Origin of the sequence: Saccharothrix luteola (assembly GCF_020859565.1) — a bacterium.
Taxonomy (GTDB): Bacteria; Actinomycetota; Actinomycetes; order Mycobacteriales; family Pseudonocardiaceae; genus Actinosynnema; species Actinosynnema luteola.
In genome coordinates this window covers 139,198-154,250 of sequence record NZ_JAJHUO010000004.1, presented here as the reverse complement: position 1 = coordinate 154,250, position 15,053 = coordinate 139,198, and the positions used below count along the sequence as shown (strand labels likewise).

The 15,053-nt window shown below is 69.0% G+C and carries 12 protein-coding genes; 8 read left to right on the top strand and 4 right to left on the bottom strand.

Annotated elements, in window-relative coordinates:
- Nucleotides 1–100 precede the first annotated feature (100 nt).
- The 3 genes from LNK82_RS06150 (at nt 101) to LNK82_RS06140 (ending at nt 4,520) form a co-directional block, all read left to right on the top strand.
- Complete coding sequence (locus LNK82_RS06150) at nt 101–3,256, top strand: AfsR/SARP family transcriptional regulator (RefSeq protein WP_230565954.1); 3,156 nt, start codon at nt 101–103, stop codon at nt 3,254–3,256.
- 129 nt (nt 3,257–3,385) lie between these two features.
- Nucleotides 3,386–3,973, top strand: coding sequence for an NADPH-dependent FMN reductase (locus tag LNK82_RS06145; RefSeq protein ID WP_230565953.1), 588 nt, complete (start codon nt 3,386–3,388; stop codon nt 3,971–3,973).
- Between the two features lie 40 nt (nt 3,974–4,013).
- Entirely contained in the window at nt 4,014–4,520 is a 507-nt protein-coding gene (locus LNK82_RS06140) for a pyridoxamine 5'-phosphate oxidase family protein (protein WP_230565952.1), read from the top strand.
- 126 nt (nt 4,521–4,646) lie between these two features.
- Here the strand turns inward: LNK82_RS06140 and LNK82_RS06135 are convergent, their stop codons facing one another.
- Nucleotides 4,647–6,005, bottom strand: coding sequence for an FAD-dependent oxidoreductase (locus LNK82_RS06135; RefSeq protein ID WP_230565951.1), 1,359 nt, complete (start codon nt 6,003–6,005; stop codon nt 4,647–4,649).
- A 272-nt stretch (nt 6,006–6,277) separates the two neighbouring features.
- Here LNK82_RS06135 and LNK82_RS06130 point away from each other — a divergent pair, with 272 nt between their 5' ends.
- Nucleotides 6,278–7,300, top strand: coding sequence for an alcohol dehydrogenase catalytic domain-containing protein (locus tag LNK82_RS06130; protein WP_230565950.1), 1,023 nt, complete (start codon nt 6,278–6,280; stop codon nt 7,298–7,300).
- A gap of 116 nt (nt 7,301–7,416) precedes the next feature.
- Here the strand turns inward: LNK82_RS06130 and LNK82_RS06125 are convergent, their stop codons facing one another.
- Nucleotides 7,417–8,985, bottom strand: a complete 1,569-nt coding sequence (locus LNK82_RS06125; RefSeq protein WP_230565949.1) for a GMC family oxidoreductase — start codon at nt 8,983–8,985, stop codon at nt 7,417–7,419.
- Between the two features lie 195 nt (nt 8,986–9,180).
- Here LNK82_RS06125 and LNK82_RS06120 point away from each other — a divergent pair, with 195 nt between their 5' ends.
- The 4 genes from LNK82_RS06120 to LNK82_RS06105 all read left to right on the top strand — a co-directional run bounded on the left by LNK82_RS06120 (nt 9,181) and on the right by LNK82_RS06105 (nt 13,266).
- On the top strand, nt 9,181–9,663 hold the full coding sequence (locus tag LNK82_RS06120) for an SgcJ/EcaC family oxidoreductase (protein WP_230565948.1): 483 nt from the start codon (nt 9,181–9,183) through the stop codon (nt 9,661–9,663).
- Between the two features lie 25 nt (nt 9,664–9,688).
- A complete protein-coding gene (locus LNK82_RS06115; protein ID WP_230565947.1) occupies nt 9,689–10,489 on the top strand; it encodes an SAM-dependent methyltransferase in 801 nt (266 codons plus the stop codon).
- Between the two features lie 868 nt (nt 10,490–11,357).
- The gene (locus LNK82_RS06110; RefSeq protein ID WP_230565946.1) at nt 11,358–12,638 is read left to right on the top strand and encodes a hypothetical protein; all 1,281 of its coding nucleotides are present in this window, start codon (nt 11,358–11,360) and stop codon (nt 12,636–12,638) included.
- Nucleotides 12,639–12,693: 55 nt separating this feature from the next.
- Nucleotides 12,694–13,266 carry an NUDIX hydrolase gene (locus LNK82_RS06105; RefSeq protein WP_230565945.1) on the top strand — a complete coding sequence of 191 codons (573 nt, stop codon included), beginning with the start codon at nt 12,694–12,696 and terminating at the stop codon, nt 13,264–13,266.
- Here LNK82_RS06105 and LNK82_RS06100 read toward each other — a convergent pair.
- Together LNK82_RS06100 and LNK82_RS06095 are read right to left on the bottom strand one after the other, a co-directional pair.
- Nucleotides 13,234–14,253 (bottom strand): NsdA family TPR-like regulatory protein, encoded by a 1,020-nt coding sequence (locus LNK82_RS06100; protein WP_230565944.1) that lies wholly within the window; start codon nt 14,251–14,253, stop codon nt 13,234–13,236. The genes LNK82_RS06105 and LNK82_RS06100 overlap by 33 nt on opposite strands.
- A gap of 303 nt (nt 14,254–14,556) precedes the next feature.
- Nucleotides 14,557–14,931, bottom strand: coding sequence for a helix-turn-helix domain-containing protein (locus LNK82_RS06095; protein WP_230565943.1), 375 nt, complete (start codon nt 14,929–14,931; stop codon nt 14,557–14,559).
- Nucleotides 14,932–15,053 lie beyond the last annotated feature (122 nt).

The window sequence follows — 15,053 nt, the reverse complement described above, 5'->3', positions numbered from 1 at the left end:
CTACCAGCTACAACGGGCTCGCGGATCAGCCGTCCCGGCAACCCGTTCCCCCTGCGGATCGCGCCGCATCTCCCGATGTGCGAGGCGTTATCGTGCTCACGTGCGGTTCGACGTGCTCGGTCCACTGGCCGTCTGGACGGATGCGGGCGCGCCGGTCGCGGTGCCCGGCCTGAAGGTGCGCGCGCTGTTGGCCGACCTCGTCGCGCACCGCGGCGACCTGATCCCGGCCGCGCGCCTCATCGACGACCTGTGGGGCGAGGCGCTGCCGGGCAACCCGCAGTCGGCGTTGCAGGTCAAGGTCTCCCAGCTGCGCAAGGCACTCGCGGACGCCGAGTCGGGCGCCCGCTCCCTGGTCGTGTCCCGGTCGCCGGGCTACCTGCTCGACGTGCCGCCGGGGTGCACCGACGTCGGCCGGTTCCACGCCCTGACCACGAGGGCCGCCGCGGCCGACCCGGCGGCCAGGGCGACCCTGCTGGCCGAGGCGCTGGCGCTGTGGCGCGGCCCGGCGCTGGCGGACTTCGCCGACGAGCCGTTCACCCGGCCGGTCACCGCGCGGCTCGAGGAGGACCGCCTGACGGCGCTGGAGCTGTGGGTCGAAGCGCGGCTGGAGCTGGGCGAGCACACCGGACTGGTCGCCGAACTCGAAGACCTCGTCGCCCGCTACCCGCTGCGCGAACGCCTGCGCGCCGCGCACGTGCGGGCCCTCTACGGAGCGGGCCGGCAGAGCGCTGCGCTGGCCAGCTACGGGGAACTGCGCGAGCGGCTGGCCGACGAACTGGGCCTCGATCCCAGCGCCGGGCTGACGGCGCTGCACCAGGCCGTCCTCACCCGGGACCCCGCGCTGGACGCGACGCCTCGCGCGCCACGCGGCAACCTGCCCGCCCAGCTGAGCGACCTGGTCGGCCGGGACGACGACTTGGCCGGGGTGCGGTCGGCACTCGGCTCCGCACGGCTGGTCACGCTCACCGGGCCCGGCGGCGTCGGCAAGACCCGCCTCGCGGTGGAGACGGCCACCCGGCTGACCGGCGCGTTCCCGGACGGCGTCTGGCTCGTCGAGCTGGCGCCGCTGACCGCCGCCACCCCCGAACCGCTGGTCGAGGCGGTGACCGCGGCGCTCGGGCTGCGCGACGACGTCGAGGTCGGGCAGCCGCTCGACCCGGTCGCGCGGCTCGCGGACGCGCTGCGGGCCAGGGAACTGCTGCTCGTGCTGGACAACTGCGAGCACGTCGTCGAGCCCGCCGCCGAGCTGGTGAACCGGTTGCTGCGGGCCGCCCCTCGGCTCCGGGTCCTGGCGACGAGCCAGGAGCCGCTCGGCCTCGCAGGCGAGGTCCGGCGGGACGTGGCCCCGCTCGACCGCGAGGGCGCCGTCGAGCTGTTCGTCACGCGGGCCGCCGCGGCCTCGCCCGGGTTCCGGCTCGACGACGACAACGCCGGTGACGTCGCCGTGCTGTGCAGGCGGCTCGACGGCATCCCGCTCGCGCTGGAGCTGGCCGCCAACCGGGTGCGGGCGCTCGGCGTGTCCGGCCTGGTGGAGCGGCTCGACGACCGGTTCCGGCTGCTCGCCACCGGCTACCGGGGCGCGGCCCCCCGGCAGCGGACGCTGCGGGCGATGATCGACTGGAGCTGGGACCTGCTCCCCGATCCCGAGCGCGCGGTCCTGCGCAGGCTCGCCCGCCACGGCGAGAGCGCGACGCTCGAAGCGGCCGAGGCCGTGTGCGCGGGCGGCGAGGTGACCCCGGCCGACGTCCTCGACCTCCTGACGCGGCTGGTGGACCGGTCGCTGGTGGTGCCGGTCGAGGCGCGCGGGCCGCGGTACCGGCTGCTGGAGTCGGTCGCCGCGTACTGCCTCGACCAGCCGGGTGAGCCGGGCGAGGCGGACTCGGTGCGCACGAGGCACCGCGAGTACTACCTGGCGCTGGCCGAACGGGCGGAGCCGCACCTGCGGGCGGGCGACCAGCAGCGCTGGCTGGAGCGGCTGGACCGGGAATCGGCGAACCTGCGCGCGGCGTTCGACGGCGCCGTCCGCGACGGCGACCGGGACGCGGCGCTGCGGTTGGTGACGGCGCTGGCCTGGTACTGGTGCCTGCGGGGCCGGTTCGCCGAGGCGCGCCGGTCCCTCGACGCCGCCGTGGGCTCGGGCGGGGACGGTCCGCTGGTGGCGGTGGCGCTGGCGTGGCGGACCGGGATCGCGATCCTGCAAGGCGACAGCACCGACCGGACCGCTCGGATCGCCCGGGTCGTGGAGCTGGTCGAGCGGTTCCCCGAGGGTCGGGCACGGGCGTTCTGGTTCCTCGACTACGCGCTGTCGCGCACCGGGGACGTCGCCGCGGAGGGCGACCTGGTCAACCGCGCGCTCGCCGAGTTCGAGGCGGCGGGCGACCTCTGGGGGACGGCCGCGGCGCTCGGCACCAGGGCCTGCCAGGCGCTCGCCCGCGGCGACCTCGCCACGCTCGACCGCGACGGCAGGCGGAGCGCGGCGCTGTTCGCCGAGGTGGGGGACCGGTGGGGGCAGTCGCGGGCGTCCGCCGCGCTGGCCGCGCTCGCCGAGATCCGCGGCGACTACGCCCACGCGGCGCGGTTGCACCGGGACGGGCTGCGCGCGGCCGAGCAGCTCGGGCTGTGGCCGGAGGTCGTCGACCGGCTCAACGGCCTCGGCCGGGTGGCGCTGCTGACCGGCGACTTCGCGATCGCGCGGGAGTCCCACGGGCGCGCGCTGCGGATGGCGGCCGAGCAGAACGCGAAGACCGCCGAGGTGAGCGCGGAACTGGGGCTGGCCCTGGGCGCGCGTCGCGAGGGCGACCTCGACGCCGCCGAGACGCGGCTGTGCCGCCTGCTGGAGTGGAGCCGGGGGTCGGACTTCGCCGAGGGGGTCGGGCACGCGCTCGCGGTGGCCGAGCTGGGTTTCGTCGCCGAGCTCCGCGGCGACCCGGCCGAAGCGGCGGTCCACCACCTGACCGGCCTGGGGATAGCGCGGAAGTCGGGCGACCCCCGTGCGGTGGCGCTGGCGCTGGAGGGCTTGGCGGGCGCGTTGACCCTCGACGGGCGGGCCGAGGCCGGAGCGCTCCTGCTGGGCGCGGCGACCGCGGCCCGCGCCTCGGTCGGCGCCCCGCTCCCGCCCGCCGAACGGGGCGACTACGACCGGGTGTGCGCCCGGGTCGAAGAGTCCCTCGACGCCGCCGCGCTCGCCGCGGCGCTGTCCCGCGGCGCCACCCTGACCACCCGGGAGATCGACGAGATCCTGACCCCACCAGGTTGAGGCCCACTCGGCGCACGACTGTCCACATCGGACTGAAAGCGGACCGGAAGCGGATGGTAAGCAGACCGTAGGGTCGGGGCCGGATGGTGGGCAGGACGACCGCCGAGCCGACGACGAGGAAGCCCACCGATGTCCGATAGCCACCGCCTCCGCGTAGCGGTCATCATCGGCAGCACGCGGGTCGGCCGGTTCGGGCCCACGGTCGCCGAGTGGGTCACGGCCAAGGCACGGCGCAGGCACAACCTCGACGTCGACGTCGTGGACCTCGCCGAGACGGGCCTGCCCGACCGGCTCCTCGACGAGGACACCACCCCGCCGCCCGCCGTGCGCGCCGTGGCCGGCAGGCTGGACCGCGCGGACGCGTTCGCGGTCGTCACCCCGGAGTACAACCGCAGCTTCCCGGCCCCGTTGAAGACCCTGATCGACTGGTACAGCCGGGAGTGGCAGGCCAAGCCGGTCACGATCATCTCCTACGGCCGGGACACCGGCGGCCTCAACGCCACCCGGCAGCTGCGCGAGATCTTCACCGAGTTGCACGCCACGACCGTCCGCGACACGGTGGCGCTGGCCGACTACTGGACCTACTTCAGCGCGGACGGCACGTGGCCGAAGCCGACGGCCGAGTGCCACGCGGCCGTCGACACGACCCTCGACCAGCTCGTCTGGTGGGCCGTGGCACTGCGCGACGCGCGCGCGACGGCTCCCTACCCCGCCTGATCTTCCCCATCCGAGAGAAGTCCGAGAGGAGCAAACGACGGTGAATGTCAAGGAGCCGGCTTCCGCGCAGGCGCTGGGCGGCAACGGGGGCAGGCCGACGCCCTGGGCGCAGGCGCGCGAGCGGCTGGCCGGGGTGCGGTCGTACTGGACCGTGACGAACCACCCGAGCGGTCGGTCGCACGTGAGGCCGGTGTTCGCGGTCTGGGTGGACGGCGCGCTGCACTTCACGTCGGACCTGAACGCCCGCAAGAGCCGCAACCTCGAAGCGGCGGCCCAGTGCTCGATCGCGACGTCCGATGGCGAACTGGACCTGGTGATCGAGGGCACGGCCGTCCGGGTCACCGACCACGAGCGGCTCAAGAGCGTCGCCGCCGAGTACAAGGCGAAGTACGGCTGGCCGGTGACCGTCGTCGACGGCGCGTTCACCGCCCCCTACGCGGCGCCGACCGCGGGCGACGGTCCCTTCGCCATCTACGTGGTCGAGCCGGTCACCGTGTTCGGCTTCCCGGCCATCGGCAACTTCACGCCCACCCGCTGGAACTTCTGACGACGGTGGTCGTCCGAAGGAACAGGGCTTCGGGATCGCGGTAGGAGGAGAGGTGACCGTGCGAGCCGCGGTCACCTCTCCTCCCCGTCCCGCAACGAACGCGGGCAGCCGCACGCCCGTCCGGCGCTACGCCGCTCGCCGCCCCGGAGGTCCGGCCTCCGGCTTCGCCTGCCGAAGCACGCGCAGCGCGAGCCCCGGGCGCATGAGCGCGGTCGGCGGGTCGACCAACCCGGCCACCCGGAGGAACGCCCGGGCGACGCGCGGGTCGCGGGTGGCCGCGACCTGGACCTTCGGCATGTACGAGTTGCCCATCCGCGCCTTGAGCGGACGGGGCCCGACCACGTCGGGGTAGGCGAGGTCGCCGCCCGCCGCGATGTCCCACGGCGCGTCGAGCACCTTGGCGATGTCGGCGAAGAACGCCCGCGCGTTCGGCATCGTGCCCTGCCGCAGGTGCTCGCGCAGCGTCAGCGTCTGCAGCCCGGCGGTCGTCATGCCCTGCCCGTAGACGGGGTTGAAGGTGCACACGGCGTCGCCGAGCACCAGCAGGCCCGCCGGGAACCGGGACATCCGCTCGTACCGCTTGCGGGCGTTCGCGGGGAACTGGAAGGCCACCGGGTCGTCCAGCGGCTCGGCGTCGCGCACCGCCTCGTACACCTCGGGCACGGGCAGCGACTTGGCGAAGGCGAGGAACCCTTCCGGGTCGGTGGGCGCGTGGTCGCCGAAGATCCCGGTGAGCGACAGCGCCCAGCGGTCCTCGCCGACGGTGGTGAGGAACCCGCCGCGCCGGTGGTCGGGGGTCGCGACCGGGTTGATCGACACGTCGCCGCCGAAGTGGTCCGACGACAGCGCGTACCGGCGGGTGCAGTAGGCGAGGCCGATCTTCACCCGCTCCTCCTCGACCCGCGGGTAGCCCGCGGACTCGAGCCAGGCGGGGGTGCGCGAGCCGCGGCCCGTGGCGTCCACCACCAGGTCCGCGGTCACGGTCTCCGGCGTGCTGCCCTCGGCCCGCCGCTGGATCCGCGCGCCGACGACCCGGTGGCCGTCGGGTGAGAACACCGGCTCGACGACGTCGTGGCCCTCGACGAAGCGCACGTTCGGGATCGAGGCCACCCTGGTCCGCACGTGGTGCTCGAGCGTCGGCCGGTCTCCGCCCGCGACGTACAGACCGGTCTCGACCGGCGCGAGCCGCGTGCCGTTGAAGTACCAGCGCAGGTCCCGGCCCATGTCGCCCACGTTCACGCCCGCGGCGCGCACCCCGTCGGTGAAGCCGGGGAACAGCTCGTCGAGCACGATGAGGCCGCGGGCGAGCAGGCCGTGCACGTGCCTGCCCTGCGGCACCCCCCGTCGCGCTCCGGCGACGCCGACGAGCTCGTCCCGGTCCACGACCACCACTTCGGCGTACGCCTCGGAGAGCACCCGTGCGGCGAGCATGCCCGCCATGCTGCCGCCCAGGACGAGCGCGCGGTCTCCGACCTTGTTGTCCATGCGCCGTCCTCAGCTCAGGAGTTCCGCGGTGGCACCGCGAACCATCCTGTGCCGCCGCGGCAACGCCCTGCATCTCCGTCGTTGCCCTCTTGGCCCGCGGGGTGGTGCGCACTCCTGAAGAAGTTCGGGCTGCGCGACTGGGCCAGGCTGGGGGTGTCGTGTGCCAACCGGGAAGGAAGCAGCGTGACCTCCACTCGCGCAGTGGTGGTTGGAGCGGACGGCGAACCGGCGGCGCCACGTCGCCGTCACCAACAGGCAGAGGTGAGGGACACATGAAGGCAGCGGTCATCCCCGGACCGGGACTGGAGTGGGAACTGCGTGAGGTTCCCACCCCCACCCCTGGTCCCGGCCAGGTGCTGATCAAGGTGCACGCGTCGGGCATCTGCTTCAACGACGTGCTCGCCACCCAGGGCGTCCTCCCGTTCCCTGCGGTGTCCCCGGCGATCACCGGGCACGAACCGGTCGGCGAGGTCGTCGCGGTCGGGGCCGGGGTGACCTCCCGGGAGGTCGGCGACCGGGTCGGCACGACCTGGGTGCAGGCCGGTTGTGGCCGCTGCGCGTACTGCAAGCTCGACCTGCCGGTGACCGGGCAGACCGCGTTGAACTGCACCGCGCCCGTGGTCACCGGGTTCACCGTGCCGGGCGGGCACGCCGAGTACGTGGTCGCCGCCGCCGCCGCGACCGTGCTGCTGCCCGACGGTCTCGCCTACGAGCACGCCGCACCCGTGATGTGCGCCGGGTACACCGCGTGGAGCGCGTTGCGGCAGGCGGATCCGCAGCCGGGCGAGCGGGTCGCGGTGCTCGGGATCGGCGCGGTCGGGCACCTCGCCCTGCAGTTCGCCAAGGCGTGCGGTCACGACACGGTCGCCGTCACGCACTCGCCCGACAAGCACGCGTTGGCACGTGAGCTGGGAGCGGACGAGGTGGTCGGCACCGGCGCCGAGCTGGCCGAGGCGGGTGGCGCGGACGTCGTGCTGGCGGTGGGCAGCTCCTACCGGGCCGCGTCGGACAGCCTGCTCGGCCTGCGCCCGGACGGCCGCCTGGTGCTCACCGGTTTCGACAACTCGCAGGGCTTCGACCTGGCGCCGAACCCGATGCAGCCGTTCTTCACCCAGCGCCACCGCATCATCGGCTCCACCCACAACGGCCTGCCGTACCTGCGTGAGGCTTTGGACCTGGTGGCGGGCGGCGCGGTGACGCCGAAGGTCGAGGTCCACGAGCCGTCGGAGGCCGCGAAGGCGGTCAGCCGGGTGGCCGCGGGGGACGTGCGCTTCCGCGCCGTCCTCCGCTTCTGAGGGCGGGCGGGTCCGCGAAGGCGGAAAGGGTGGTGTTGGGGCGGGATCGGCCCCGGCACCACCCTTTTCGCGTCGACTGCCGGGCACAGGACGCTGGATCGACCGGTCCGCGCCGGTCAGGCGGCCGTCTCGACGCGCTGCGGCAGCGCGTCGGCGATCAGGTCGGCGGCCTTCTCGGCCACCGCGATGACCGCCGCGTTCGGGTTGCCCCGGACGACCTTCGGCATCACCGAGGCGTCCACCACGCGCAGCCCGTCCACGCCCATCACCCGCAGCTCCGCGTCGACGACCTCGCCCATGGCGCACGTCGAGGACGGGTGGAAGATCGAGTGGGTGTACAGGCGGGCGAAGTCGCGCAGGTCCGCGTCCGAGTCCGAGTCGGGCACCAGGAACGGCGTGGCGGTGTAGGGCGCCAGCGCGTCCTGGCGGGCGATGTCGAGGGCGATCCGCAGCGCCGCGACCGCGTTGTCGAGGTCGGGTTCCTCGGCGAAGTAGTTGTGCACGATCTTGGGCTTGGCCGTCGGGGCGTCCGAGGCCAGGGAGACGCTGCCCCGGCTGATCGGGCTGAGCATCGACGGGCCGTAGGACAGCGCGTGGTGCGTCGGCGTGCCGAGGCCGCTGTCGGCGAACATGACCGGCGCGCACAGGAACTCCACGTCCGGTGCGGCGAGGTCTGCCCTTGTGCGCACGAACCCGCCCGCCTCCGGCCCGTTCGAGGTCAGGGGCCCGGTGCGCTCGTTCGCGTAGAGCTCGAAGTTCTCCGGCGTGGCCGCGGCGAGCATGCTGATCGGGTGCTCGTGGGCGTAGATCAGCGGGATGAGCGCGTGGTCCTGGAGGTTCTGGCCGACCTGCGGCGAGTCGACCACCACGGGCACTCCCAGCGCGCTGAGCAGCGGCGCGGGCCCGATGCCGGAGAGCATCAGCAGTTGCGGCGAGTTGTACGCGCCGCCCGAGAGGATCACCTCGCGCTCGGCGCGGATGGTCACCTGCTCGTCGAGCCGCTCGCCGACCACGCCGGTCGCCCGGCCGTTCTCCACGAGGACCCGGTGGACGTGCAGGTTGGTCTCCACCGTGAGGTTCGGCCGCGACAGGGCCGGGTGCAGGTACGCGGTGGCCGTGCTCGCCCGGCTGCCATCGCGCTGGGTCAGCTGGAAGTAGCCGAAGCCGTCCTGGGAGTCACCGTTGAAGTCGTCGTTCGCCGGGTGGCCCGCCTCGACGGCGGCGTCGATGAACGCGGTCGACATCGCGTTGCGGGCCCGGTTGTCCGAGACCGCGAGCGGGCCGCCGACGCCGTGGTGGGCGGACGCGCCGCGCTCGTTGTCCTCGGACTTGATGAAGTAGGGCAGCAGGTCGGCGTAGCTCCAGCCGGGCTGCCCCCACCCGTCGAAGTCCTGCGGGTTGCCCCGGACGTAGATCATCGTGTTGATGGAGCTGGTCCCGCCGAGCACCCTTCCCCGGGGCAGGTAGATCCGGCGGCGGTTCAGCTGTGGTTCCTCGTGGGTGCTGTAGTCCCAGTCGAGGTTCGTGCGGAGCAGCTTGCCGAACGCGGCAGGTACTTGGATGTTGGGGGACTTGTCCGCCGGGCCGGCCTCAACCAGGCACACGGAGACACTGGGATCCTCGCTGAGCCGCGCGGCGAGGACGCATCCCGCCGACCCGGCGCCGACGATCACGTAGTCGTACATCCGCTCCTCCTTGGGTGAGCTTTCAGGATGGAGCGGGGGGTGGAACGTGACGTCTCCCCGCTTGCCGACTTTCGGGCAGAACGTCCGAAATCGTCGCAAGTCCGGAGATGCGGTCGGGTGGCCACGCGCATCACGATGGGGCCGGCTAACGGAACAGCCCGCGTGGCGCGGGCACGACCACGCGGCGGTGACCGGATGACCACGAGTGCGGCTTCCTGGGGTGACGCGGCCGAGATCCTCGCCGAAGCGGGCGTGGCCGACGACCCCGACTACTACGGCGCCTTCACCAGCCCGGCGGAGAAGGCCGTCCTGACCGTGCCGCTGCGGATCCAGGCGGCGTGGGCCGCCAACGACGCCGACGCGTTCGCCGACATCTTCACCGAGAACGGCAGCGAGCTGATCGGCGACGACCAGCTCAACGGCCGTGAGGCGATCCGCGAGTACCTGACGGCCGCCTTCGCCGGCGTGTTCAAGGGTTCTCGCGTGCGCGGCTGGGCGCTGTCGCTGCAGTTCATCGCCGACGACGTCGCCCTGCTGACCACCGGCGGCGGGGTGGTGCTCGCGGGCGCCACCGACATCGCGCCGGAGCACGAACTCCGGTCCACCTGGGTGATCCTCCGGGAGGCGCCGGGCAGGTTGCGGCTCGTCTCACACCAGAGCAGCCCGGTCAAGGGCTGACGAACGCTAGCTGCGAGGAGTTCCGATGCCCACCGACGACCACCTCTCCCTCGACCGGCCGTCACCGGCGCGCATGTACGACTACTTCCTGCACGGCGACAACAACTTCGAGATCGACCGTGCCGCCGCGGAGCAGGTGATCGCCAAGGTGGGGGAGCGCCTCACCCGCGACGTGGTGTGGGAGAACCGCAACTTCCTCGGCCGCGTGGTGCGCCACCTCGCCGAGGACTGCGGCATCACCCAGTTCATCGACGTCGGCGCGGGCCTGCCGAGCCAGGAGAACACCCACCAGGTCGCCCGCCGCGCGGTGCCCGACGCGCGGGTGGTCTACGTGGACAACGACCCGATCGTCGCCGCCCACGGGCAGACCCTGCTCTCCGCGGAGGACCGCGAGCTCACCAGGATCATCACCGCGGACCTGCGCGACCCGCAGGCGATCCTGGACCACCCGGAGACCGCCGAGGTCATCGACTTCTCGAAGCCGGTCGCGGTCCTGCTGATCGCCGTCTTCCACTTCGTGAAGGACAGCGAGCGGCCGGGTGAGCTGGTGGCGGCCTTCCGCGACCGGATGGCCCCGGGCTCCTACCTCGCGCTGTCGCACCTGAGCACTCACGACTCGCCCGCCGAGGAGCGGGCCAAGATGGAGGACAGCTACAAGAACGCCACGGCCCCGATGGTGTTCCGCGACCTCCCCGAGATCGAGAAGCTGTTCGACGGCTTCACGCTCACCGCACCGGGCCTGGTCCCCGTCGGCCGCTGGCAGCCCGGCGTCGAGCAGGGCGAATCCGTCCGCCGGATGTACGGCGGGGTGGCCCGACTGTCCTAACCGGACGAGCCGACGACAAAGGGTCCGAGGGCACGCCCCTCGGCCCTTCACGGCGTCCACCGGTCGTGATCAGACCGACCGCGCGGTATGCCTCGCGTCGAGAACGCTGGCCACCGCCACCACGCGGACCCGTTCGACGTCGTTCGGGCCGACTCGTGTGCCGAGCGGCGGCCGACGCCCTGGAAGGCCTCCGGCCGGAGAAGTTGATCACGTGGATTTGACGTGGGCCGATCTTGACCGGAGACCGGCCCCAACGTCCTCACCTGCACTGCTGCGCCCCCGGCAGGATTCGAACCTGCGACCTCGGGATTAGAAGTGCCTGTGATGTCAATCTCAAGTATGTCTACCAGCACTTTCTATGTGGAGTGGTGTCTCCCTGGTGCCCGAGTTAGCTTGGGTGCCCTGTGATTGGCTCCACGTCAGGCTCCATGACCCTGGCTCGCCCGAGACCAAGGTTGAAGATCGGATTGCTGGGCGCACACAGCTATGGAGTCGTGGCCCGAAGCGCGTCGGCATCAGGGCTGAGCAGTGTCCGGTACGAGGTCTGCCAGTCGTAGCCGTGAGTGATTCACGAGCCTAAGGATTACCGAGGGACTCTCATAGATTGACTCACAGTTGTAGCTCGTGGATCTTCGTCTGCTTGTCTCGAGGAGTTGGTTAGTGCTGTCGATCGGCACCCGGCGTCTTCTATCCAATCTGTGGCGAGTTGGTAACCCTACGTGTCTGGCTTACATGTGGCGGAGAACTGTCGGTAGGGCGAGTTAGGCTGCTCGACCAACAGGACCTGAGCGAGGTAACGATGCCCAACTCTCGCCGTAGGCGCAGACCGCCCCGGAAGCCGACGATCTGGGATAAGGTCGACCTTCGTGTGCTCGTTGACGAAAATAACGTCAAGCATGAGACGAAAAGGCAGAGAAAAGAAAGGGCCGAGGCGGAGAAGCGGCGAGTTCGTCGATGGTTTATTCTGGCAGATATTGCCGCGATCCTCTTCTGGTCCTATGTCTTGGTCCGGCTATTCGTTGTTGACGTAAACAGGCTGGTGATTGAGGCTATCGATCCAGACCTACTCGGCTTGCTTGACTACCAGATCCTATTTTATCTGGTCGTGGCTTCTCTGGTTCTGTTTTCCTTGCGTAGACGGTCGGCTTACCTATGGGCGCTCTATGTCATTGGCTTTCCTGCGGTAGTACTTGTATGGAAGATTCCTAAAGCAATCTACAAGCGCAAGAGCTGGATAGTTACAGTTGCGGCCTTGAATGCTGCTGTTGCAACGGTGCATTCGTTCAAATTTTATTTCACTCTGTACACCATCGGACTGATCTCGGTGACGCTAGTGGTCGTGTCCGGAATTCGCTCTGTCACTATCGCTGCAACTGCTGCGGTCGCATTCGTCACGGTCGTCTTGATCTATCGAATCGTGCGGTCTTCGTTCCAAAAGAACAGGTTCGTCGAAATGCATCGGTCGGAGGTGGTGAAAGGCGTCCGGGGTTTGCACTCATTTGTTGGGCTTCAGCCGGAACTTCGGGACCCTTCGATCCAAAAATTCAACAAGGCCCAACTCGAACTAATCCGAGACCGCTTGTCAATCGGACTCTTGGTGACGAAAGCCACAAGCTTCTGGGTTCACCAGCTCAGTACGTATCGGAAGACGGGGCTACCCAACTTCTTCGCTATTCTTTCGTACGTTGGACTTCTGTTCCAGGTGTTGTTCGGTGCAACCTTCGTGAATTATGGAATTGTGCGGGCATTCGATGGATCATTCCAATTCGACCAGTTCCCTTCCATTGTTGAAGTATTGCACTATACTATGAATGCGCTCGCAATCAATAGTGTGGATGGCTTGAAGCCCGTCTCGGATCTTGCTCTGATCGTTAAAATCGCTCTCGGTCTTCTTGGTCCAACGATCCTTGCAACGCTGGTGGCGTATGTAGTGTTGAATCACAAACTTACCAAGCAGGAATTGGACTTCCAGTCCATGGCAAATGACATAAACGACGCGACTAAGTCGCTTGAGCAACGTATGTCGCGTGATTATGAAGTCACGCTAGATGAGGCTTTCGTGCGCGTCGCGCAGATGGGTGGCAGCCTCTACGTTGGGATTTTGACATTCTTGATGGACCAGCTACCTAAGGAGCCAGCGGGCGAGTGATGCCGAGCTCTGACGTGATCTTTTGTCGAGTTGCTGCTTGGGATACGATCGTCTGATGACTGAGCCTTCGGACGGCCTTCGATGGAAAACTCATGGTGAACGAACCGTGTACGACAACCACTGGATACGGCTCAACCTCGTAGATGTCGAGCCGCCGGATGGCAGTCGATTCGAGCACCATGTTGTAAGGTTGCATCATGTGGCTGTGGCGCTACTGTTGAACGAGCGTGACGAGGTGCTCACGTTGTGGCGCTACCGATTCGCTGTAGATCAATGGGGATACGAACTCATCGGTGGCCTGGTAGAAAAAGGTGAAGATCCAGTAGTCACAGCTGCCCGAGAAGCTGTGGAGGAGACTGGTTGGCGGCCGATTGGTGAGCCGGAGCACATCGCTACGTTTCAGCCCTTGCCTGGCATGGTCGATGCTCCGGTGAACGCGTACATCTGGCGGAAGTCCGAGAAGGTGGGCGAGCCGACTGATGGCGAGGAAGCGGCGCGGATCGAGTGGATTCCGATTGATCGGATGTTGGAGCTGATCAAGCGCGGTGAGGTGCTTGGGTCGGGGGCGATTGTGCCGCTGTTGTTCTACTTGGCTTCACGCAACGCCGGGTCCGCCGATCTCGGGTAGTTGCAGCTTGGCTAGGCGCTGGCGTTGGCGGTCGGAGCCAATGCGGGAGGCTAGTTGGCGAGCTTTGGCCGCGTAGTTCAGTGCTCCCTTGCTGTCGCCTGCGGTGGCGTAGGCGAAGGCTAGGTCGGCGTACATGTGGAGTTGGGCGCGGATGGCGGAGTGTGGGGACGTCTCCAGTTCCCGCACTGCCGCTTCAAGGTTAGTGACGGCGTTGTGGTCGGCGAGTCGCACGAGTGCGCTGCCGCGCCATCTGGCTAGGTGTCCGTCGTTGAGCATGAGGTGTGGCAGCTCGGGGTCGATCGGGTTCGTGGGCAGAAGTGCTTGTGCCTCATCGAAGGCGCGTAGGGACTCGTCGTGGCGTCCGGCCGCTGCGAGTCCTTCTCCATGTGCTGCGGCGAGCCAGCTTCGGAGGAGGGACGGGGCACGGTTGTCGGCTACGTGGCGCGCGTACTCCAGCAGTTCGACTGCGGCGGCCGGTTCGCCGATGTCCAGGAGGATCACGGCTTGCTGTGCTGTGGCATGCGCCAGGAGGAGCGGCGAGTCGGCTTCGCGGGCGGAGACCTTGGCGTCTTCGTGGTACTGCCACGCCTGGAGTTGGGAACCTCGGTCGAGGGCGGTCCAACCGGCGAGGGTGCGGGCGTCGGTGAGGATGGCTGCCAGACGTTCGCGGAGTTGGGTGCTCACGCTGAACGTCTTGACGTTTTCCATTTGGCGGACGAGGTTGTTCAACTGGTCGAGGACGACGACGGCACCGAAGCGTGCATCCGAGGTGCGCAGGTCGTTGACTTGGCGTTGGAACAGGTCCACGGTTTCGCGGTCGATGTTGCGTGCGATGAACAACCGGTCGCGGAGTTCTTCAGCCGGTTCGTTGACGTGCTCTGGCGGGAAGCCTAATTCTTCGTTGCTTCGGCCATAGAACTCGCGGAAGAGGCGTTGATAGCCAGGATCGGTGACTTCTACACGGCCGTTTTCCCAGCGAGACAGCATGACTGACAATGCCGACTCACTGGCTACGGAGATCCCTAGGGCCTGTCCTCTGGTGAGGAAGTAGCGTACGACCTGTGCTTGGGTGCGTCCGGACTCCCTGCGGATGCCCTGTAGCCGCGTGAGCGGCGGGTGACCACGTCCCTGTCCTGCCACGTTCTCCCCCGTCCCCTGAGGCCGTGACCTGCGGATTTAACTCCACCTAACAGGTGGGGCGTTAGCCGCTGACAATTATCTCTACCCCCTGTTCGGCGGTCTGCTGTTGCCATGACAGCGACGCAGGAACCGCCGAACGACTACCGCGAATCAGTCCTTTCTTCGCGACTCGTCGTCAAGCCGGTTGGTGAGCGTCCCGAGTTGGGCGCGCAGTCCGCGAATCTCGCGGATGATGGTGTTCAGCAGCGGGATCACCGGGTTGTCGACCGGTGCCGCGGTCGCGTCTGCTTCCGGTGGGTTCTGGCCGTTGAGAACCGCTGTCAGGTGCTGTGGGTGCCAGTCGAGCGCGATCGACAGCGCTTCGAGGGTGCGCGGGTTGCGTCGGCGTTGGATTCGGCCTTGCTGGATCTCTCGAACGATCGCGAGCGAGACCCCCGACTTCTCGGCAAGTTCCCGCTGCTTCAACGCCAGCTCGGTCGCGCGGGCGTTGACTGCCTCCGCGACTGCCGACCAATCCTCTTTCACGTACGCCTCCGTGCTCCGCCCTCAGCGCCGACGTTAGCGCGCGGTTCAGACGGATTTCGGAGCTGTGGCTGAGATCAGCGGTGATTGATCGATAATCAACGCTTATGTCAGCGCTCCGAGCG

Excerpts from the sequence above, each read along its gene's own strand:
- LNK82_RS06145 (WP_230565953.1), top strand. The coding sequence starts at position 3,386 with ATGTCCGATAGCCACCGCCTCCGCGTAGCGGTCATCATCGGCAGCACG.
- LNK82_RS06135 (WP_230565951.1), bottom strand. The coding sequence starts at position 6,005 with ATGGACAACAAGGTCGGAGACCGCGCGCTCGTCCTGGGCGGCAGCATG.
- LNK82_RS06130 (WP_230565950.1), top strand. The coding sequence starts at position 6,278 with ATGAAGGCAGCGGTCATCCCCGGACCGGGACTGGAGTGGGAACTGCGT.
- LNK82_RS06125 (WP_230565949.1), bottom strand. The coding sequence starts at position 8,985 with ATGTACGACTACGTGATCGTCGGCGCCGGGTCGGCGGGATGCGTCCTC.
- LNK82_RS06120 (WP_230565948.1), top strand. The coding sequence starts at position 9,181 with ATGACCACGAGTGCGGCTTCCTGGGGTGACGCGGCCGAGATCCTCGCC.
- LNK82_RS06115 (WP_230565947.1), top strand. The coding sequence starts at position 9,689 with ATGCCCACCGACGACCACCTCTCCCTCGACCGGCCGTCACCGGCGCGC.
- LNK82_RS06105 (WP_230565945.1), top strand. The coding sequence starts at position 12,694 with ATGACTGAGCCTTCGGACGGCCTTCGATGGAAAACTCATGGTGAACGA.
- LNK82_RS06100 (WP_230565944.1), bottom strand. The coding sequence starts at position 14,253 with ATGCTGTCTCGCTGGGAAAACGGCCGTGTAGAAGTCACCGATCCTGGC.